General features: G+C 65.8%; 16 protein-coding genes. 8 read left to right on the plus strand and 8 right to left on the minus strand.

Annotation, left to right across the window (positions count from 1 at the left end):
- Positions 1-114: 114 nt before the first annotated feature.
- The 3 genes from QUV11_RS05710 to QUV11_RS05720 form a co-directional block, all read right to left on the minus strand.
- Positions 115-861: an arylmalonate decarboxylase gene (locus QUV11_RS05710; RefSeq protein ID WP_300881010.1), complete on the minus strand. Its 747-nt coding sequence runs from the start codon at positions 859-861 to the stop codon at positions 115-117.
- A gap of 40 nt (positions 862-901) precedes the next feature.
- Positions 902-2,107, minus strand: a complete 1,206-nt coding sequence (locus tag QUV11_RS05715; protein WP_300881011.1) for an FAD-dependent monooxygenase — start codon at positions 2,105-2,107, stop codon at positions 902-904.
- Between the two features lie 142 nt (positions 2,108-2,249).
- The gene (locus QUV11_RS05720) at positions 2,250-2,759 is read right to left on the minus strand and encodes a MaoC family dehydratase (RefSeq protein ID WP_300881012.1); all 510 of its coding nucleotides are present in this window, start codon (positions 2,757-2,759) and stop codon (positions 2,250-2,252) included.
- 164 nt (positions 2,760-2,923) lie between these two features.
- On the opposite strand from QUV11_RS05720, the gene QUV11_RS05725 reads away from it, so the two are divergent.
- The 3 genes from QUV11_RS05725 (at position 2,924) to QUV11_RS05735 (ending at position 6,980) form a co-directional block, all read left to right on the plus strand.
- Positions 2,924-4,276: an alpha/beta fold hydrolase gene (locus QUV11_RS05725; RefSeq protein ID WP_300881013.1), complete on the plus strand. Its 1,353-nt coding sequence runs from the start codon at positions 2,924-2,926 to the stop codon at positions 4,274-4,276.
- Between the two features lie 78 nt (positions 4,277-4,354).
- Positions 4,355-5,818 (plus strand): NAD(P)/FAD-dependent oxidoreductase, encoded by a 1,464-nt coding sequence (locus QUV11_RS05730; protein WP_300881014.1) that lies wholly within the window; start codon positions 4,355-4,357, stop codon positions 5,816-5,818.
- A complete protein-coding gene (locus QUV11_RS05735) occupies positions 5,811-6,980 on the plus strand; it encodes a serine hydrolase (RefSeq protein WP_300881015.1) in 1,170 nt (389 codons plus the stop codon). Before QUV11_RS05730 ends, QUV11_RS05735 begins: the two co-directional genes overlap by 8 nt.
- 9 nt (positions 6,981-6,989) lie before the next feature.
- On the opposite strand, the gene QUV11_RS05740 is transcribed toward QUV11_RS05735, so the two are convergent.
- Positions 6,990-7,988 (minus strand): DUF1838 family protein, encoded by a 999-nt coding sequence (locus QUV11_RS05740; RefSeq protein ID WP_300881016.1) that lies wholly within the window; start codon positions 7,986-7,988, stop codon positions 6,990-6,992.
- A gap of 25 nt (positions 7,989-8,013) precedes the next feature.
- Entirely contained in the window at positions 8,014-9,516 is a 1,503-nt protein-coding gene (locus QUV11_RS05745; protein ID WP_300881017.1) for an aldehyde dehydrogenase, read from the minus strand.
- A 168-nt stretch (positions 9,517-9,684) separates the two neighbouring features.
- Here QUV11_RS05745 and QUV11_RS05750 point away from each other — a divergent pair, with 168 nt between their 5' ends.
- From QUV11_RS05750 to QUV11_RS05765, 4 genes are read left to right on the plus strand one after another with little or no spacing between them, the layout of a single operon-like run.
- Complete coding sequence (locus QUV11_RS05750) at positions 9,685-11,235, plus strand: FAD-binding oxidoreductase (RefSeq protein WP_300881018.1); 1,551 nt, start codon at positions 9,685-9,687, stop codon at positions 11,233-11,235.
- Positions 11,236-11,259: 24 nt separating this feature from the next.
- Positions 11,260-12,174: a polysaccharide deacetylase gene (locus tag QUV11_RS05755; RefSeq protein WP_300881019.1), complete on the plus strand. Its 915-nt coding sequence runs from the start codon at positions 11,260-11,262 to the stop codon at positions 12,172-12,174.
- Positions 12,171-13,319: an FAD-dependent monooxygenase gene (locus QUV11_RS05760; RefSeq protein WP_300881020.1), complete on the plus strand. Its 1,149-nt coding sequence runs from the start codon at positions 12,171-12,173 to the stop codon at positions 13,317-13,319. Before QUV11_RS05755 ends, QUV11_RS05760 begins: the two co-directional genes overlap by 4 nt.
- A 12-nt stretch (positions 13,320-13,331) precedes the next feature.
- Positions 13,332-14,846, plus strand: coding sequence for an aldehyde dehydrogenase family protein (locus tag QUV11_RS05765; RefSeq protein ID WP_300881021.1), 1,515 nt, complete (start codon positions 13,332-13,334; stop codon positions 14,844-14,846).
- A 10-nt stretch (positions 14,847-14,856) separates the two neighbouring features.
- Here the strand turns inward: QUV11_RS05765 and QUV11_RS05770 are convergent, their stop codons facing one another.
- From QUV11_RS05770 to QUV11_RS05780, 3 genes are all read right to left on the minus strand, one after another.
- Positions 14,857-15,651: a helix-turn-helix domain-containing protein gene (locus QUV11_RS05770; protein ID WP_054135899.1), complete on the minus strand. Its 795-nt coding sequence runs from the start codon at positions 15,649-15,651 to the stop codon at positions 14,857-14,859.
- 97 nt (positions 15,652-15,748) lie between these two features.
- On the minus strand, positions 15,749-17,110 hold the full coding sequence (locus QUV11_RS05775; RefSeq protein WP_300881022.1) for an MFS transporter: 1,362 nt from the start codon (positions 17,108-17,110) through the stop codon (positions 15,749-15,751).
- The gene (locus QUV11_RS05780) at positions 17,107-18,141 is read right to left on the minus strand and encodes a DUF1838 family protein (protein WP_300881023.1); all 1,035 of its coding nucleotides are present in this window, start codon (positions 18,139-18,141) and stop codon (positions 17,107-17,109) included. Before QUV11_RS05780 ends, QUV11_RS05775 begins: the two co-directional genes overlap by 4 nt.
- A 187-nt stretch (positions 18,142-18,328) precedes the next feature.
- Here QUV11_RS05780 and QUV11_RS05785 point away from each other — a divergent pair, with 187 nt between their 5' ends.
- Positions 18,329-19,552, plus strand: a complete 1,224-nt coding sequence (locus QUV11_RS05785) for a class I SAM-dependent methyltransferase (protein ID WP_300881024.1) — start codon at positions 18,329-18,331, stop codon at positions 19,550-19,552.
- Positions 19,553-19,563 lie beyond the last annotated feature (11 nt).

A 19,563-nucleotide genomic window follows, 5' to 3' on the forward strand; every position in this document is an offset into this window, starting at 1 on the left:
GAAAGGGCATATATGGACCACTCCGATTCGGGTCAAACCCTTTTTGCAGTTTTGTGCGATTCAATTTCCGTCGGCATCTCCTGGCTCCACGGCCTCGGGGATTTCGGCCTGGTGCTAATGATCCTGCAGCAACCGCCCCAGCCCGGACACGCGGTCGTCGATCCCGCAGGCCCGTAGCGCATGCCAATAGGTCGCGGTGTTGATCGCGATCACCGGCTTGCCGCGCGCTGCTTCCTCTTCGGCCGCAAGATCGACCATCGACAGGTTGGTGCCCACCTGGACGATGGCATCGACGTCCGGCCCGTCGAGCTGGTCGATCACCGTGCGCAGCCGCTCGGGCGTTACCTTGGCGATATCGGTCCAGCACCGGCATTGCAGCGGAACGTCGCGCACCACGGTAAACCCTGATTCTTCGAGAAAGCGCCGGACCTCGGCATTGGCGACGGGGTAATAAGGCGAGACGAAGCTCACCCGCTTCACGCCGCGATAGGCGTGCAGCGCCGCTGCAATCGATTCGGCGCCGGTGCTTGCGCCGACACCGGCGACATCCTCGACCTTGCGTTTGAAATCGACCGATCCGCGCACCCCGCCATAAAAGGTGATCGCCGACATCCCCAGCACGAGGTAGTCGGGCCGGCAGGTCATCACCGACCGGACCGCGTCCATGGTGTTCTCGGCAATCGCGGTGGTGCCGGCGATGAAGTCCTCGTTCGACAGCGCGACCGGATCTTCGACATAGATTCGCGCAAAGTGATTGGTCACGCCATCGGGCCGCATCCGCTCCATATCGGGCTGCACCACGGTGTTGGTGGACGGTGCCACAACCCCCAGCAGCCGGCGCCAGCCCAGAACATCGCCCATGGCTCTTTTCCTTTCATGCAGCACCGGCCTTGCGGTGCCGTCAGTTGATCGCGCGCGCCTTGTCGAGGCTGTCGAACATCGCCTGCTTGAGCAGATAGGCCCGGCGCCGCTCGTCATCCTCACGGATCGCCGTCATCGCTTGCCGCCGCATCTCGTGCCCCTCGCCCGCGCCACCTCGGATGAAGGCCATGTTCTCGATTGTCTGCGCCTGAGTGAAAGCGTGCGTCACCTGCCGCCGCTGGCGGTCGAACAGCGCAAGCCCGCTTTCCGACGCGCCGCCTCTGAGCGCGGGCTCGAGCTTCTCGAACAGGTTGAACGCATCATGCAGGCCCGAGTTCATGCCGAAGCCGCCCAGCGGATTGTTGAGGTGCGCCGCATCGCCGATCAGCATCACGCGCCCTTCGCGGAAGGACTTGGCGACGCGCTGATGCACGCGGTACAAGGTGCGGTGAAAGGTCTTCACGCTCGCGCCGTCCCCCATCAGCCGGTCGAAGATCGCGTTCTTGCGTTCGTCCGAGCGCAGATCGTCGTCGCTGGCATCGCCATCGGTGGGCAGCAGCACCCGCCACAGCGACGGCACCTTCAACAGCACCAGCCATTCCTCGGGATCGGAGACATAGTTCACATAGGCGAGGTTCTGCAGATGCGCGGTCAGGTCCTCGTCGGTCGACAGACACAGGAACCGCTCAGGGTAGGTGAACCCGTCGAACTCGATTCCCAGCCATTTGCGCACCACGCTGTTGGCGCCATCGGCGGCAATCAGGAAATCGCAGCGGATCTGCTGGATCGCGGTGGGGCTTTCGACGAACACGGTGACGCCGTTATCGTCCTGATCGAACGACAGCAGGCGGTGGCTGAAGCGCACCTGTGCATTGGCATAGCGCGCCAGCCCCTCGGCCAGCGCCCGCGAGAGATGATACTGCTCGCACTGGATGCGGAACGGATACCGCGTGACATCGGCGAGCTCGCCAAGATCAAAGCCGATGACCTCGCCCGACTGCCGGTCGCGCCAATGGTACACCGGCGCTTTGAGCCCGCGCGCCAGCAGCATCGGAGTCACATCGACCTCGTCGAGCATTTCCAGCGTCGGCGGGTGGAAGGTGGAGGCGCGCAGGTCCTGCGCGCAATCCTCATTGGCCTCGAGCACGATCACATCCGCGCCCTGCTTGGCCAGCAAAGTCGCCATGGTCGTGCCCACCGGCCCCGCTCCAACGATTACAACCTGGCAACGTTCTGTTGCGGACATACGTCCTGCCCCTCATCTCGACTGTGATCTGGCTAGAAAACCCGCGCGCCCGCCGATGCCGGTTTGGCCCAAACTATCCACCGTGCGACCATCGGGCTGTGCAAGGACCTGCGGGCGCAGCGCCGCAGGTCGCGGGTTCGGATCAATCGTCCATTGGGCCGAAGCCCTTTTTCCAGATCAGCATCACCCGGGTGAATTCGCACACCACATCACCGGTCTGGTTCCTGCCGATGGTCTTGATGGTGACGATGCCCTGGGTCGGGCGCTTCTCGCTCTCGCGCTTTTCCAGCACTTCGGATTCCGAGTAGAGCGTATCGCCCGCGAAGACGGGCTTGAGCAGCTTGATCTCTTTCCAGCCCAGATTCGCGACCGCCTTCTGGCTGACGTCGGAGACGCTCTGCCCGGTCATGATCGCCACGGTCAGCGGCGATGCGACCAAAGGCTTGCCGAACTCGGTCTTGGCGGCAAAGTTGGCATCGCAATGCGCCGGATGCTGGTTCATCGTCAGCAGCGAAAACCAGATGTTGTCGTTTTCGGTAATGGTCCGTCCAGGACGGTGTTCATAGACATCGCCCACCGCGAACTCTTCGAAAAAGCGGCCATAGGTTTCGCGGTAACGCTGCGGCCCTACCTCGGTGACACCATCACGCATCGTTCATTCCCCTTGATTTGCATCGCGCCGCATGGAGCGGCCTTCGCCCCCTTGGTGGCAGCGTGGTGGCGAGATCATCGGGCGAGCGGGCGGTTATCCACCATGCGACCAGTTGCCGGCGGTGGTGGCTTTACGGTGCAAGGGATTGGGGTAATCGTCAGGCCATGCGTATCACCCGACACTATCTCACCCTCGCCGGACGGCGCGTCCACTACCGGATGTGCGGCGAAGGCCCGCCGGTTCTGCTGATCCACCAGAGCCCGCGATCGTCCGACGAATACCGCCAGGTCATGGCGCAATGGGGCGAACGCTTCACCTGCATCGCGCCCGATTCCCCAGGCTTTGGCCAGTCCGATCCGCTACCGATCGACCGCCCGACCACCGAAGACTTTGCCGACGCGATCCTGGCGTTCGCCGATGCGGTGGGCTTCCATGGCATCGCGGCCTATGGCTTCCATTCGGGCGGCATCTTCCTGATGAATGCGCTCAGACGGCACCCGGAGCGGTTCGTCGCGCTCGCGGTTGGCGGTTATCCGTGCTTCCGCCCCGAAGAGCTGGACGATGTCGGCGAGGCGTATCTGCCGCCCTTCGTCCCGTCAGCCTATGGCGAGCATCTGGTCTGGGCGTGGAACCGGATGCTGGAACAGGCCTGGTATTTCCCCTGGTTCAAGCCCGAACAGGCGCGCCGAATGGCCAACCCGCATGCCGATGCGCCAGCGCTGCATGCGATGGTGATGGACCTGCTGACCTCGGGCGATGCCTATCGCCACGGCTATCGCGCCGCGCTCAGCGCAGGATACGACGTTCCACCTGCGAGCGCCGATGTGCCGCCCGCGTTGCTCTCCAGCTATACGGGCGATCCGATGACAGCACATATGGCGCGCTTCCCTGCGCTGCCCGCCGGGTGGAGCACTGCCGAACAGCCCGATCCGGCGGCGCATTACAGCGCCAATGCCGACTGGCTGGCACAGTACCCCGCGCGTGGCTTTTTAGCCGCGCAGGACGATGACCAGGGGTTCGTGACCCTCCGCACCCCCGGATTCGACGGGCTGATCCACTGGCGCGGCCAGGGCGATGTGCTGCACCTGCCCGGTCCGGGGCGCTCGCTCGACCTGCTGCCCCAAGGCGTGCTGGCGATCGATCTGCCGGGCCATGGCCTGTCCGACCCATGGCCGGGCGAACCGCCGCACGACTGGGCGCACTGGCAGGCGGTGATCGATGCTGCGGCCGAGCATCTGGGCGCGCGCGAAACCCGCAGCGAGCCCCTGCTCCCCGGCGAGCCGGACCTGCTGTTTCCCGACCTTTCGCCCGATCGCTATGGCAACCATCTGGTCAACGGCTGGGCGCTGCTGCGCGCCGGCCACGCCTTTGCGCCCCGCTACGCGATCACGCGCGATACCATGGTGCCCATGGCACCAGGCGCGATGGACACCGAAACGCTGGCCCGCGAGCATCTGGCGCTGATGCGGTCGAGCGCCGCAACGGCACTGCATCGGGCGCGACTATCCACCAGGTGAACACTCCGCGCGGTTTGCGCTGGTGCGCGGACATGCGCCCGGCATAGTGTCGGCTTCGTTCAGCAGGAGGCCTGTCCCATGTCGCACCCGATCCTCACCGGCACCCGCCGCACGTTCCTCTCCGGAGCCGGCGCGCTGCTGGCGACGTCTGCGGTGGCGCAAACCGCAAAGGGTGGCGGCCAGCCCGAAAAGCTCGATGTCATCGTGGTCGGCGCCGGGCTTGCCGGGCTGAACGCGGCGCATGTGCTCGAAGGCCAGGGGATGAAGGTCGCGGTGGTCGAGGCGAACGACCGCGTCGGGGGGCGGCTGCGCACCGGCCATGCCGAGGGCTATACCGCAGAGCTGGGCGGCAGCGAGGTCGGGCCGCTGTATGGCCGGGTGCGCAACGCCTGCGACCAGTTCGCTGTCGGCCTGACCGATCAGGGCGGCAAGGCGACGCCGTTCGTGCTCAACATCGGCGGGCAGATGGTGCTTCCGCAGGACTGGGCAGGCTCGAACGTCAACCACACCATCGGGGCGGAGCGCGAAATCCTGCCCTTTCTGCTGCAGAACCGGCTGTTCTTCGACTGGCTGCCGTTCAAGGATCCGGCCGACTGGCTGGAGCCGAAATACTTCGAGCACGACATGTCAGCCGCAGCCTATATGCGGGCGCGCGGCGTTTCCGAGGCGGCGATCCGGCTGGCCGATGTCGATCTCAATGGCCCCAGCCTGCATTCGGTCTCCGCGATGAGCATCTTTCGCGACATGGCGCGGATCAAGGTCGAGGGCTATCGCGACCCGACCAAGCCGCAATATGGCGCGGGCAATGCCAACAAGAGCCATTATGTCGTCGGCGGATCGGACATGCTGCCCAAGGCGATGGCCGCCGCGCTCAAGGGCCGCGTGATGCTGAACAGCCCTGTTTCCGCGATCGACCAGACCACCGACGAAGTCGAAGTCCGGTTGATGGGCGGCGAGCGGATGCGCGCACGCTTCGTCGTGATGGCCGCGCCGTTCTCGGCGGTACGCTATATCAACTTCACGCCCGGACTGCCGACGGCGCAGGCAAATGCTGTCCACGGCGCGATCTATTCGGCCACGACCCAGTTCCATTTCCGCGTGCTGAAACCGTTCTGGGAGGCCGACGGCCTGCCGCCCTCGATGTGGTCGGACCGGTTCTTCGAACGCGCCTTCGTGATGGACAAGGGCGGCGAGCATGGATCGCTGATCGTGTGGATGAACGGCGACGGCGCGACCCGGCTCGACGCAATGGACCTGGCTGCGCAGCGCGCCTTCATTCTGGCGGAGCTGGCCGCCGCGCGCCCCTCGACCACAGGCGCGCTCGAACCGCTGTTCGAGTACAGCTGGGAGAAGAACCCGTTCGTCGGCGGCAACAAGCATTGCTTTGCCGCGGGCCAGGTCAGGATGTTCGCCCGCGAGATGGCGCTGCCGCATGGCCGGGTGCATTTCGCCGGAGAGCATCTGCGGCGGATGGAGCCCGGGATGGAATCGGCGATGGAGACGGCGGAAATCGCTGCGCTTGAGATCCTCGAGCGTGCGTAAGGCGTGCGCGCTTGCGGCAATAGCCCTGTTGGCCAGCGCTGCCACGCCCGACGATACCTATCGCGCGCGGTTCGAGGCGTTCATGGCCAACCCCGCGCAGTTCGATTACAGCCCGATGGAGGCCGTGCCCGGCGCGGCCAAGCAAACCCAGCTGCGCGTCGCTGCACAGCCGGCCATCGCCGCCGCCGCACTCGCTGAGGCGGTGCGCTATGCCGAGGCCAACCGGTCGAGCGCGCTGCTCGTCTGGCGCGACGGCGGTCTGGAAGCGGCAAACTACTTTGGCGACGCCACGCGCGACACGCCTTTGGTGGCCAAATCGCTCGCCAAGCCGCTGACCGCTATCGCCATCGGCCGCGCGATCATGCTGGGCAAGATCAAGGGGCTCGACCAGCCGATCGCCGACTTCATTCCCGAGCTGGCGGGCACCCCCAAGGCGGCGATCCGTATCCGCCATCTGCTCGACATGCGTTCCGGGCTGCTCGACCAGGGCTATTCGCCCGACCCCGACCATCCGTGGAACCGCGCCTATCTCGACCTCGATCATGGCGGCTATATCGTACGCGACTATCCGCTGACCGACCCGCCGGGCACGCGCTATGCCTATGCCAATGCGCCGAGCGAACTGATCGCTTTGGTGATCGAACGCGCGACGGGGCGGCGCTATGCCGAGTTCGTCAGCCGCGAAGTGCTTATCCCGCTGGGCGCGGCGGGCGGCGAGGTCTGGCTCAATCGCCCGGGTGGGCTCGCGCATTCGGGGTGCTGCATCAAGCTGCCCGCCGAGACCTGGATGAAGCTGGCGATCCTGCTGCTCGATGACGGCAAGGCGGGGACCAGGCGCCTGCTGCCCAAGGGCTATGTCCGCGAGATGCGCACCGGCACGCCGCAGAACCCGAGCTTCGGGCTTGGTATCTGGCTGGGCGAGCCCTATCGCGAACGCCGTGGCTTCGGCGCGGCGGGCACATTGGGCCCGCAGGTGCTGCATTCGGAGGCCTATCTCGACCCGGAGATGTTCCTGTTCGATGGCAACAGCAACCAGACCGTGCACATCAGCCCGCGCCATCGGCTTATCGTGCTGCGCATGGGCGAGACCCCGCCCAAGACCCCGGAATGGGACAACGCGAAATTGCCCAATCTGCTGATCCGGGGCCTGGGGCCGCGCTGACGCCTGGGCCTAGTTCTGGCGCGTATAGCCTGCTGTTTCGGGCGGAACCTGCTCGGCATAATGCTCGAGCGTGCCGATGACACCCAGATCGGGGCCGTCGACGGGTTCCTCGAACAGATCGGGCCGGTCGCGCTCGACCCGCATGCGCACCGCTGGCGGGACATCGTCCATGCCGCCGGTGATCTTGTAGGTGTGCATCCGGCCCATCAGCACGCCCTCGACCCCGCTCTGCCCCATCCGCATCCACGGCCACCACGGCGCCTGGCGCATGAACCCGCCGGTATAGGGCGCCGAGACCACATCGCGGTCGTCGATCGCCGCGCGCGGGGTGAACAAGGTGAAATGCTCGGACGGATTGACCCGCGTGCCGGTCGAGGCCCTGGGCCAGCCCGCAGGCGTCACCGGGTTGGTGTATTCGTGCGCATAGTCCCAGCCGAGCAGATACTGGTCGCCGATGGTCTGCCAAGGAAGGCGGTAAGGCTCTCCGGCGCCGCCCTTTCCTATGTCGTTGTTGACGGTCTCGCCATCGCCGACCTTGAACACCTTGCGTGTCAGCCCGAGCGTGCCGCGGAACTTGTCGTTGAGGAAGTTGAACACCTCGACCCGCTCGCCGGTCCACGGATTGTCCCAGTGATCGAGGATTTCGCCGGTGGCAAGGTCGGTGAAATAGCCGCACTCCTTGCCGATCACGCGCACCGAGCCATCGGGCTGGATCGCGTTGCGGATGTTGCCGAACCCCGCATAGCCGAACACCGGCTTGGCGCGCTGCTCGCCGACGATGGCATATTGCACGCCCTGATAGCCCGACAGCACCGCCGTATCGCCGATCGTCCCCCACATCTTGGCAAAGCCGTACAGGTTCTCGCGCGGGTCCAGGATGTCGAGCGGGCGGATATTGCCGCTCCTGGCCATCGCCAGCCCCGGCAGCGCCGCCGCGGTGGCGAGCCCCGCCACGCCGCCAAACAGGGTGCGGCGCGAAACGCTCGCGCAAACCGATTCATAGATCATGGCAGTGTTCCTGGTTGGGCAGCGGTCAGATGACCGCGCAGACGGTTTTCCATTCGAGATAGCTGTCGAGCGCCGCGCGCCCGCTGTCGCGGCCGTAGCCCGATTGCTTGATGCCGCCGATCGGCAGCGCCGCGTCGTACATCAGGTGGCAATTGATCCAGACGGTCCCGGCCTCGATGGCATCGGCCATGCGGTGCGCGTGGCTGAGCGACTGGGTCCACACGCTTGCGGCAAGCCCGTAGTCGCTGTCATTGGCTTCCGCGATCACCGCGTCGGCATCGTCGAACGTCTGCGCGACCAGAACGGGGCCGAACACCTCCTCGCGCACGATCGGCATATCGGGGGTGACATCGGTGATCACCGTCGGCTGGACGAAGGTGCCCGCATCGCCGAAGCGCTCGCCCCCGGTGAGCACCGTCGCGCCACCGTCGCGCGCGGCCTGGATGAAGCCCTCGACCCGCTCGGCCTGCGCACGCGAAACCAAAGGCCCCATCTGCGTCGAAGGATCGAGTCCGTGACCGGCAGTCAGCCCAGACGCGTACTTCGCCACGCCCGCGAGCAGTTCGTCGCGCACCGCTTCGTGCACATACAGCCGCGAGCCGGCGACGCAGACCTGGCCGCCATTGAAGAAGATCGCATTGGCAACGCCGGGGATGGCCAGTTCGAGGTCAGCATCGGGCATCACGATCATCGGCGATTTGCCGCCCAGCTCCAGGCTCACCCGCTTGAGGTTGCCCTTGGCGGCATCGATGATCGCGCGGCCCGTCTGGGTCGATCCGGTGAACGCGATCTTGTCGACCTTGGGATGCGCCGCCAGCGCTGCGCCCGCCTCGCCGCCCAGCCCGGTGACGATGTTGAGCACGCCTGCCGGAACGCCCGCCTCCATCAGCAACTCGCCCAGCCGCAGCGCAGACAGCGAGGTGTTCTCTGCCGGCTTGAGCACGATGGTGCAGCCTGCCGCGAGCGCCGGGGCCAGCTTCATCGCGGTGAGCACCAAGGGCGAGTTCCACGGCACGATCGCGCCGACCACGCCGACGGGCTCGCGCCTGGTCCAGGTCGCCATCTTCTTGCCCACGGGCTGATAGTCGATCGACGATTCGATCACCTGCCCCTCGATCGCCATCGCCTGGCCTGCGAAAAAGCGGAACTGGTTGACCGCGCCGGGAATCTCCGCCCAGCGCCCGACGAACAACGGCTTGCCCTGATCGAGCGTCTCGATCTCGGCGAGTTCGTCGATATGTGCCTCGATCAGATCGGCGGCAGCCCACAGGATTTTCGCGCGATTGAGCGGCGTAGTCGCCTTCCAGCCCGCAAGCGCCGCGCGCGCCGCAGCGACTGCGGCATCGATCTCGTCAGCACCGCCGCGCGGCAGCACACCGATCTGATCGCCCATCGCGGGGTCGAGCGTGGCGAACGTCTCGCCAGGGCCGTCCATCCACTCCCCGCCGATCAGCAGTCCGCGTCCGGCCCCTCTGCGGGCAAGGAATGCGGTGACGCTGGCGGACAGCGGGGGGCGGGTAATGGCCATGCGGATTGATCTCCATTCGGTATTGCAGCAACGCTAGAAATTCGTGCTCGCTATGTAATCATTACGCGACCATCAACCGCAAGGCGGATAAATCGGCAGTGTCCCGTGTCGGCCGCGCCGGGATCATGGTCGAACCGTCCTGACCAGCCAGGGAGCCACGAACAGTCTATGGGGGATGATATCATCGGTTTGCCGCAGGCCTTGACCCGCGCGCTTGGGGCAGCCCAGGTCATGACCGGGGCGGACCGGCTCGCGTTCTTCGCGCACGACGTCTTCACCGGGGGCGCAGAGGCGCTGTGCGTCGTGCGCCCGACCGATATCGCGGGCGTCCAGGCGGCGGTGCGGCTGTGTGCGCAAGCCGGGGTCGCGATGGTGCCGCGCGGCGGTGGCGCCTCCTATTCGGACGGCTATCTGATCGACCGCCAGCATGTGCTGTTCGATCTGTCCGCGCTGCAGGATATCGAGATCAACGAACGCGACGGCTTCGTCCGCGTCGGCGCGGGCGTCACCTGGGCGGCGCTCAAGGCCGCGCTCGATCCGCTTGGCTTGCGCACCCCGTTCTGGGGGCCGTTCTCCGGTATCGCCGCGACCATCGGCGGCAGCGTCAGCCAGAACACCATCAGCCATGGCAGCGGCGCGCACGGCATTTCCGCGCAATCCTTGCTGGGGATCGAGGTGGTGCTGGCCGATGGCACGTCGATGAACACCGGCGTCACCACCGGCACCCGGCATTACGGGCCCGACCTGACGGGCATGTTCACCGGAGATTGCGGCGCGTTGGGGCTGAAGGTCGCGGTGACCTTGCCCCTGATCGCGGCGCGGCCCGCGTTCGACACCGCAAGCTTCGCCTTTGCCGATTTCGCCAGCTACCACCGCTCGGTCAGCGCCATCGCGCGCGAAGGGCTGGACGAGGAGCATTTCAGCATCGATCAGGCGCTGTCGCAGGGCCAGATCGCGCGGTCGGAAGGCACGGCGGCGAAGGTTAACATCGCCCGCAACGTGCTGCGCGCCGCACCGAACGTGGCATCGGGGTTGCTTCAGCTGGGCAAGATGGCGCTGGCAGGCGAGGCCGAGATGCGCGAGGCGCGCTACAGCTGCCATGTCATCGTCGAAGGCGTCGACAAGGCCGATGTCGCAGCGCGGCTTGGCCGCATCCGGTCGATCATGACCGCAGAGGGCCAGGAGATCGCCAACACCGCCGCTGCCTTCGTCCGGTCGATGCCGTTTGCGCCCTTGTTCAACATATTGGGGCCAAAGGGCGAACGCTGGGTGCCGCTGCACGGCATCTTCCCGCACAGCGCCGCCGACGCGTTTCACGCTGCCTTCACCGCGTTCATCGCCGAGCAGCAGGCCGAGATGGACCGCCACGGCGTGTGGACCGGCACGATGTTCAGCAGCATCGGCGGGCACGGCCTGCTCTACGAAATCGCGATCTACTGGCCCGACACGCTCACGCCCTATCATCGCGAGATCCTCGGTGCGGACTATCTGGCGGGCATCCCATCCTATCCCGACAACCCCGCGGCCCGTGCCTATGCCCACCGCTTCAAGGCGGAGTTGGTCGCGCTGATGCAGGCGCACGGGAGCGCGCATTTCCAGATCGGCCGTGCCTACCCGTATCTCGAGCGGCTGGACCCGGCGGCGCGTGCGCTGATCACGGCGACCAAGGCCGCGCTCGATCCGCAGAACCTGATGAACCCCGGCGTGCTGGGCCTCTGACCCCTCCACCTGAAAAGGCAGACGATGGACTACGATTATATCCCGCTTCCCCAGCGCCAGCCGCTCAAATGGCCGAACGGCGCGCGCGTCGCGCTGATCCTGACGTTCAATCTGGAAACCTGGGACCTCACCAAGGATACCGACAAGCCCTATTATGCGGGCGGCCCTGCGATCCTGCCCGATGTGCTGCCGGGCAACACGCCCGATTTCCCCAATTTCACCTGGCGCGAATATGGCCAGCGCGTCGGCATCTGGCGGTTGTTCGATCTGTTCGACCAACTGGGCGCGAAGGCCAGCTGCACCACCAACGCGGTGACCTTCCAGCGGCGCAAGGCGATGACCGATGCGGTGCTCGAGCGCGGCTGGGAACTGCTCACCCACAATTGGGAGCAGGGCGAGTTGCTCAGCAACTTTGCGCATGCGCCCGAAAAGGAACGCGACATCATCCTGCGCTCGCTTGCCGAGTTCGAAAAACACACCGGGCGCAAGTCCAAGGGCTGGCTGTCGAGCTCGCTGCGCGGCACGATGCAGACTGCCGACATCCTCGCCGAGCAGGGCTGCACCTTCTACTGCGACATCATGAACGACGATCAGCCCTATCTGCTGCGCACCCCGCACGCGCCGATCGTATCGGTGCCCTACTCCAACGAGATCAACGACTTCACCTTCATCACCCGCAAGAACTTCACCACCGACCAGTTCGCGCAGGCGCTGATCGAGGAGCTCGATGTGCTGCATGAGGAAGGCGCGGTGACCGGGCGGATCATGAATGTCGGGCTGCACCCGCATGTCTCGGGCCGCGCGCACCGCATCCGCGCGATCCGCGAGTTCATCCAGCACGCGCAATCGCTGCCGGGCATATGGTGGGCGACGCGCGAGGAGATCGCCGCCTGGTATCTGGAAAACCACGAATCGCACATTCCGGGGCAGCTCGGATGAGCAAGCCTCGCGTTCTTATCGTGGGCGGAGGCATCGGCGGGCTGACCGCGGCGGCGGGGCTGGCACAGGCGGGCTTCCCGGTCACGGTGCTCGAGGCCGCGCCGGCGTTCGGCGAGATCGGCGCGGGCGTGACCCTGTCGCCCAACGCGATGCGCGGGTTCGATTTTATCGGCTGCATGGAAGAGGTCGCCGCCGCCGGGGTCGAACCGAAGCGTCAGCGGATCCAGCATTGGCAGGACGGCCGCGCGCTGCTGACGCTCGAGCGGGCGGACGCGCGCGAAAAATACGGCGCGCCCTACGTCTATATCCACCGTGCCGATCTGCACGCGATCCTGGTCGAGACCGCGCGCAACGCGGAGGTGACCTTGCGCGCCGATGCCGCGGTCGTCTCGAGCGAGGGCACCACTGTCACGCTGGCGAACGGCGAGGCGGTAACCGGCGATGTGCTCGTCGGCGCCGATGGCCTCAAGTCCGCGATCCGCGACCGGTTCGAGCCGGTCAAGGCGCACTTTACCGGCCATGTCGCGTGGCGCGCGGTGGTCCCGGTGACCGAGGCGCTGCGTCCGCTGGTCGACTGGCCCGGCATCCATATCGGCCCGGGCAAGATGATCACCCGCTATCCGGTGCGCGGGTCGAGCCTGCTCAACATGGTGTTTTTCGCGCGGCAATCCGGCTGGCAGGACGATGGTTGGACCATTCCGGCCGAGCCCGGCGAACTGCGCGCGCTCTACGCCGATTGGGAGCCCGATGTTCAGACGATGATCGCAGCCGCCGAAGCCGTGCCGCATTTCCGCTGGGCGCTGAACGCGCGCCAGCCGCTCAAGAGCTGGATCGCCGATGGGCGCGTGACCCTGCTGGGCGATGCAGCGCACGCGATGACGCCGTTTCTGGGCCATGGTGCGGCGTGCGCGATCGAGGATGCGGTGGTGCTGGCGCGGGCACTGGCGGCGAACGCCACGCCCGAAGCGGGACTGCAGCGCTATCAGGCCGCGCGGATCGAGCGCACGACGTTTATCCAGGCCGAATCGAACGCCAACGCCGACCGGATGCAAGGCCAGGAGACCGACCTTTTCGGTCTTGGCGAACTGCGCAACGAAGAGACTCTGGGTCTGTTCGACTATGACTGCCGCACGGTTGCGGTTTAAGGATTGCCGCTGATGACGACCGCTCCCCTGCCCTTTGACGGCCATCCGGTCAGCGACGCTGCCCGCGCTTTCCTCAAGCGCGACCACCTGCTGTTCATCGATGGCGCCTGGCGCGAAGCCAACGGCGATGGCTGGATGGAAACGCGCGATCCGGCCACCGGGCTGGTCGCGGCACGCTTTGCGGTCGGCGAGGCTGCCGACGTCAATGCCGCGGTGGTCGCTGCGCGCAATGCGTTCGATGGCGGCTGGGGGCGCTCGCAACCGGCCTATCGCGCCGCGCTGCTGCGCAAGCTGGCCGACCTGATGCAGCGCGACGCGCCAATGCTCGCCAAGCTCGAGGTGATCGACAGCGGCATGCCCTTGTTCATCGCTAGCCTGACGGTGAGCAACTGCATCGAGATGCTGCATTACTATGCCGGGCTCGCCGGCACCATCGAGGGCACCACGACCACACCGCCCGCGCATGTCACGCACGACGCCGAGGCGATCACCTACACGCTGCGCGAGCCGGTGGGCGTGGCGGCGCACATCATCCCGTGGAATTGCCCGCTCTCGATGGCGGTGCTCAAGCTTGCTCCTGCGCTCGCTGCCGGGTGCACCAACATCGTCAAGCCCAGCGAGGAGACGCCACTCACCGCGCTGGCGCTCGCCGATCTGATAGCAGAGGCGGGCTTTCCCGCAGGCGTGGTCAACATCGTCAACGGCACCGGCGCGACCGTGGGCGCGGCGCTCGCCGGGCATCCGGGGATCGACAAGGTGGCGTTCACCGGTTCGACCGCGACCGGGCGGCGGATCGTCGAGGCGGCGTTGGGCAACCTCAAGAAAGTGACGCTCGAGCTTGGCGGCAAATCGCCGGTGGTGGTGATGCCCGATGTCGACCTTGGCATCGCCATTCCCGGTGTCGCAATGGCGACCTATTTCCTCGGCGGGCAGAACTGCATGGCGGGGACCCGTATCTTCGCGCATGCTGACATCCACGATGCGCTGGTCGAGGGGCTGGTCGCGTTCTCGCAAAGCATGGTTGTCGATCACGGCCTTGCCCCCGGCTGCATGATCGGCCCGATGGTGTCCGAAGCGCATGGCGCCAAGGTGATGGGCTATATCGAGCGCGGCCTCAGCGAAGGCGCGGTCTTGCGCACCGGCGGCCAGCGGCTCGACCGACCGGGCAGCTTCATCACCCCCACGATCTTCACCGAAACCACGCCCGATATGGGCATCGTGCGCGACGAGATATTCGGGCCGGTGATGGCGGTGCAGCGCTTCGACACGCTCGATGTCGACGAAATCGCGCGGATGGCGAACAATTCGCCTTACGGCCTGTCGGGTAGCGTTTGGACCACGTCTTTGTCAGCCGCACACAAGATCGCCGCGCGCATCCGCTCGGGCCATGTCTCGATCAACTGCCATGGCGCGGTGGCGCACAACATCCCGTTCGGCGGCTATGGCCAGTCGGGCTGGGGGCGCGAGTTCGGGCGCGAGAGCCTCGACAATTATCTCGAGACCAAGGCGGTCACCACCAGGCTTTGACGATGTGGCCCTAGGCTGCGACCGGCTCGGCCACCGCCTTGTCGAGCGCCTCGCCGATGGTGCGGGCGGTGGCCAGCATCTCGGGCAGATAGCTCTCCAGCGCGTTTTCCAGCTTCAGCGCCGAGGCGAAGAACACCAAGGTCATCGCCGCCTCGAACCGACCCTGCTTGAAGATCGGCACCGCGATCGACGATGTCTTGCCCGGGGTGTGGTTGAAGTAGTTGCGCCCCTGCACCGCATAGCCGCGCGCGCGGATGCCTTCGGCGTTCAACGCCAGCTCGGCCGCCGCCAGATAATTGGGGTCGATATCCTGGTCGGCGCGCATCCATTTGAGGATCTGTGCGCGCTCGTCGTCATCGGCATAGGCCATCGACAGCTTGCCCGAGGCGCTGTCGAGCAAGGGCAGGGTGAAACCCGGATAATATTGCGCGAAGGTAAGCGAGGTGTTGGCGTGGGTCGAATCGCACAGCATCATGTTCTTGCCCACGCGGATCGCGATCGAGACCGGCCAGCCGACCTTGCGGGTGAGGTCGACGATCGGCGCGCGTGCGGCTTCCACCAGTACCCCGTCCTGCTGGTATCCGCTCGACAGGCTCTGCACCAGCAGCGTCGGGCGATAGCGTTTGCGTGCGGGCTCCTGCTCGATCAGGCCTTCATACAGCAACGTCTGCACGATGCGGTGCGCGGTGGGATAGGGCACGTTGGCGGCGCGCGAGATTTCCATCATCGTCATCGACCGGTTGCGGTTGATCGCCTTCAGCGCGGCAATCGCGCGGCTGAACGACTGGATCGGTACACCCTTCATGGAACAGCTCCCTTTCGCTGCGGGCCGCCCCTCAACGGTGCGTGCCCTCCCACGAATGCTGCGTCAAACTATCCGGATGGTGGCTGTTGATCCAGTTTTATCCGACTGACGGATATTTGCGGCCCCATACCGCAATGATCGCGGCGCCGGTGAGCGTGAGCAACGGCGGGATCAGCCCGAATGCCAGCCCGACGCCGAGCACGGCGCTCTCGCTCTGCGGCAGCCCTGCCACCGCGCGCGCGGCATCGAACCCGAAGGCCGACAGAACCAGCCCGGTGAGCAGAGTGCCACCCAAGGCGAAGGCGATCTTGTCCGCCGCGATCCAGGCCGCCGAATACAGCCCCGAATGCTCCAAATCGTCCGCAGCGATATCGGCCAGCATCGAAAAGCCGATCACGGTCCAGCCCGAATTTCCGATCGCGGCAGTGAACGCGAGCAGATAGGCGACCTCGATCGGCTGGTCGGCCAGCGCCAGCCACACCATGTAGCTCAGCGAATAGATCACCGATCCGGCGATGAACGCGGCGGGCTTGCCGAAGCGCCCCGCGGCCCACACCCACATCGGCTGGGCGGCGATGATCCCGACACAGGCGCACACGATGATGATCCCGATCACCTGCAGCGCGTCGCTGCGTCCCGATTGATAGGTGAGGAAATAGAGCATGGTCGCATAGCCCATGCCGCTACCGGTGAGCTGCAGGAAGTTGGCGGCGAACAGGCTGGCAAAGCGCCTTTTGGCAAACAGCCCGCCCATCGCACCGATGCGCAACATCGGCAGCGCCTGCCCGCCGCGCACGCCATCGGCTCTGCGGCCGATGCCGAAGAACGCCAGCAGCAGCGAGGCCGATGCGATCACCGAGAGCACCATCGCCATCTGCTTGTACCCGTTCGCGCCGCCGCCGAAATATTCAACCAGCGCCGGGGCGACCGCGCCCGCGGTCAGCACGCCGACCGCGGTGAACACCAGCCGCCACGCCATCAGCACGGTGCGCTGGCGCTCGTTCGACGCGAGTTCGCCCGCGATCGCCAGATAGGGCACCGAGAAGGTCGCAAACACCATCATGTAGAGGCTGAAGGTCATCACCACCCAGGCAACGCGCAGTGCGTTGCCGTCTTCGGGCACACGAAACAGCAGGTTGAGCGCCACAGGGGCCAGCACCGCGCCGATCAGCAGCCAGTAGCGGCGCGGCATCCGCGCCTTGAACCGGTCCGAAAGCATGCCCACGGCGAAGTCGCTGCCCACGCCGAACACCAATTTGGGCAGGAAGATCGCAGCTCCCGCCAGCGCGACATCCATGCCGGCGACATTGGTCAGGAAGAACAACAGCAAAAGCGAGGGAATGTCGCGGAAGATCTGCCCCGCGATCTGCCCCACGCCATAGCCCATCTGCCCGCCCAGCGACAGCCGGGCGCGTTCCGATGGCGCGGCGACCGCCAGTGCCTCGACGGGCGCCGTCACGGACGCGGCGGCGCAGGGGGAAGACTGGGCGCTGCGGGCGGCTGCGGCGGGGTCCAGCCCTGCGGGACCGGTGCGGGCTTCTGCGTCGTCTTGTAGTTCTCAAGGCTGGAGAGCGAGGGGCCGTAATCTTCGGTCGGGGCAGTCAGATAGCCCGGATCGATCTTGCGCGCGGCCTCGACCAGATCGGCGGGCAGATCGGCGATGCCATTGGTCATCGTGCCGAACGAGGCGAAATAGTTGATGAAACCGGGTGCCTCGCCCATCAGCATCCAGGGCAGCCACGGCGTGATCCGCGACCATGTGCCGGTGACCGGAAGCGCGGTGAGCTTGCGGTTTTCGATATCCGCCTGTTTCACGAAGAACAGGAAATGCTCGGACACGCGGTTGAACGCGCCCGCCGATTCGCGCGGCCAGTCCCTGGGCTGCAGCGAGGCGGGATAGAACAGGTCGATCCCAGTCTCGAGAATCAGCGTGCCTTTGGGCCCCTCGCTCCAATCGAGCAGAAACGGTTCGGGCGCACGGGTATCCTTGTTGAGCCCGCCATAGCTGGGCGGCTGCGGCTTGGTGTCGCGGATGTCGTAATTGAACGGATCGTTGGCGATCGGCACCACCTTCACGGTCTCGTTGGTGTAGGGGTTCACCCAGCTGTCCATGATCTTGCCGGTTTCCAGATCGCGGTAGAACACCACCTCCTTGAGCACGCGGCGCCAGTTGCCATCGGGCAAGCGCAGCGTGCGGACGACCGAAAAGCCGTCGATCTTGAACAATGGCCGCACCTTTTCATTGTCGCGCACGCCGTAGACGGTGCCGGTGATGCGGCTGACCTTCTGCTTCGACGTGTCGAGTTCGCCGTCGATCCGCGCATAGGTGTCGCGGTTCCAGATCGGGTCCTTGAGGTCGATCTTCGAGACGAAGTCGGGAGCCTTTGCGCTCGCCGGCCCCGTGGTGGCAGCAAGCCCCGCCAGCACCAACCCGCCAGCGACCAGGCCCAGCGAAAGCCGCCCGAAAAATCCCGAAGCCCTGCGTGCCATCCCATTCTCCTGTTAGCGCTGGTGCATAGCAACAGATTGATGGCAAACTGGCCAGACCCAGCAGAACTTGTGCACAACTATCCACCTGCCGGATATTCCAGACCAGCCGCGCTTGCCTTGAGAGGGCACAATCGGCGAAGCTGCGCCGCGATGGATAGCCCACTGGGCGCCTTAGGGAGATTGGCTTATGCTCAACTGCTTTCAGCAGGCGCACCATGCGATGCTGCCCGTGCCGACGCATGACGAGGCGTCGCGCCAGGAATTCGCCAAGAGCCTCAAGGGCTACATCCAATCGGGCCTGCTTCCGGGCCTGGCCCCGATCTATCAGGCGCGCGCTTCCAAGGCGTTCGAACGCGAACATGGGCGCCAGCCCGAAGACCGGCGCGACATCCGCAACGCGATGGTGCCCGATCCCTATTTCCAGCTCTATGCCTCGATCAACCGCATCGCGCAGGAGCTGTTGTGGGAGGCCACCAACCTCTCGGTCGAGCGCGAACTGCCCGAGCTGATCGAAAAGGCCAAGGCGCTGAGCGCCTCGACCAGCGCGCAGCTGGTCATGCCCGAAGGCTTCGTGCCGCCTCGCTATGTCACCGCGCTCGACATCCACTGCATGCCCGGCGGCTATGCCAGCGAGGTGTGCGAAGACGACGTGTCGGTCGGCGTGCTCTACGACCGCGGCGTGTTCCTGTATTCGATGGGCTATGGCGGGCCGCACAACGACGACATGGGCCGATCGGTGTGCAACTATCTCCGGCGCAACCGACCCGATTTTCAGCCGCGCCGGATTCTCGACATGGGCTGCACCGTCGGCCACTCGACCTTGCCCTACAAGGAATATTTCCCCGAGGCCGAGGTCTGGGGGATCGATGTCGGCGGCCCGTGCATCCGCTATGCCCATGCCCGCGCTGCGGCTTTGGGGCATGAGGTCAACTTCGCGCAGATGAACGCCGAGGAGACCAGCTTTCCCGATGGGCATTTCGACCTCGTCGTCAGCCACATCCTGCTGCACGAAACCAGCGGCAAGGCGATGCCGCGGATCTTCAAGGAAGCCTATCGCCTGCTCTCCCCCGGCGGGCTGGTGATCCACGCCGATCTGCCGCCATTCGACCTGATGGACCCGTTCACCCAGTTCATCCTCGACAACGAGACCTGGTACAACAACGAGCCGTTCTGGGGAGCGATGCGCGACATGGACCAGATCGCGTTGTCCGAAGCCGCCGGTTTTCCGCCGGGCGCCACCCAGTTCACCACCGCGCCGATGGCGATCATGGAGTTCATGGGCGACGGTTATGCGGCCGACGCGACCGAGAGCGTTGCCGATCGCGAATTCACCGCGGGCGAGTTCGCTCCCGGCGGCGGCTGGGAAGTGCTGATCGCGCACAAGCCGGTCGATCTGGCCGCAGCGGCCTGACATCAAGGAAA

The sequence above is a fragment of the Blastomonas sp. genome (assembly GCF_030373265.1).
Classification (GTDB): Bacteria; Pseudomonadota; Alphaproteobacteria; order Sphingomonadales; family Sphingomonadaceae; genus Blastomonas.

Excerpts from the sequence above, each read along its gene's own strand:
- QUV11_RS05710 (WP_300881010.1), bottom strand. The coding sequence starts at position 861 with ATGGGCGATGTTCTGGGCTGGCGCCGGCTGCTGGGGGTTGTGGCACCG.
- QUV11_RS05715 (WP_300881011.1), bottom strand. The coding sequence starts at position 2,107 with ATGTCCGCAACAGAACGTTGCCAGGTTGTAATCGTTGGAGCGGGGCCG.
- QUV11_RS05720 (WP_300881012.1), bottom strand. The coding sequence starts at position 2,759 with ATGCGTGATGGTGTCACCGAGGTAGGGCCGCAGCGTTACCGCGAAACC.
- QUV11_RS05725 (WP_300881013.1), top strand. The coding sequence starts at position 2,924 with ATGCGTATCACCCGACACTATCTCACCCTCGCCGGACGGCGCGTCCAC.
- QUV11_RS05730 (WP_300881014.1), top strand. The coding sequence starts at position 4,355 with ATGTCGCACCCGATCCTCACCGGCACCCGCCGCACGTTCCTCTCCGGA.
- QUV11_RS05740 (WP_300881016.1), bottom strand. The coding sequence starts at position 7,988 with ATGATCTATGAATCGGTTTGCGCGAGCGTTTCGCGCCGCACCCTGTTT.
- QUV11_RS05745 (WP_300881017.1), bottom strand. The coding sequence starts at position 9,516 with ATGGCCATTACCCGCCCCCCGCTGTCCGCCAGCGTCACCGCATTCCTT.
- QUV11_RS05750 (WP_300881018.1), top strand. The coding sequence starts at position 9,685 with ATGGGGGATGATATCATCGGTTTGCCGCAGGCCTTGACCCGCGCGCTT.
- QUV11_RS05755 (WP_300881019.1), top strand. The coding sequence starts at position 11,260 with ATGGACTACGATTATATCCCGCTTCCCCAGCGCCAGCCGCTCAAATGG.
- QUV11_RS05760 (WP_300881020.1), top strand. The coding sequence starts at position 12,171 with ATGAGCAAGCCTCGCGTTCTTATCGTGGGCGGAGGCATCGGCGGGCTG.
- QUV11_RS05765 (WP_300881021.1), top strand. The coding sequence starts at position 13,332 with ATGACGACCGCTCCCCTGCCCTTTGACGGCCATCCGGTCAGCGACGCT.
- QUV11_RS05770 (WP_054135899.1), bottom strand. The coding sequence starts at position 15,651 with ATGAAGGGTGTACCGATCCAGTCGTTCAGCCGCGCGATTGCCGCGCTG.
- QUV11_RS05780 (WP_300881023.1), bottom strand. The coding sequence starts at position 18,141 with ATGGCACGCAGGGCTTCGGGATTTTTCGGGCGGCTTTCGCTGGGCCTG.
- QUV11_RS05785 (WP_300881024.1), top strand. The coding sequence starts at position 18,329 with ATGCTCAACTGCTTTCAGCAGGCGCACCATGCGATGCTGCCCGTGCCG.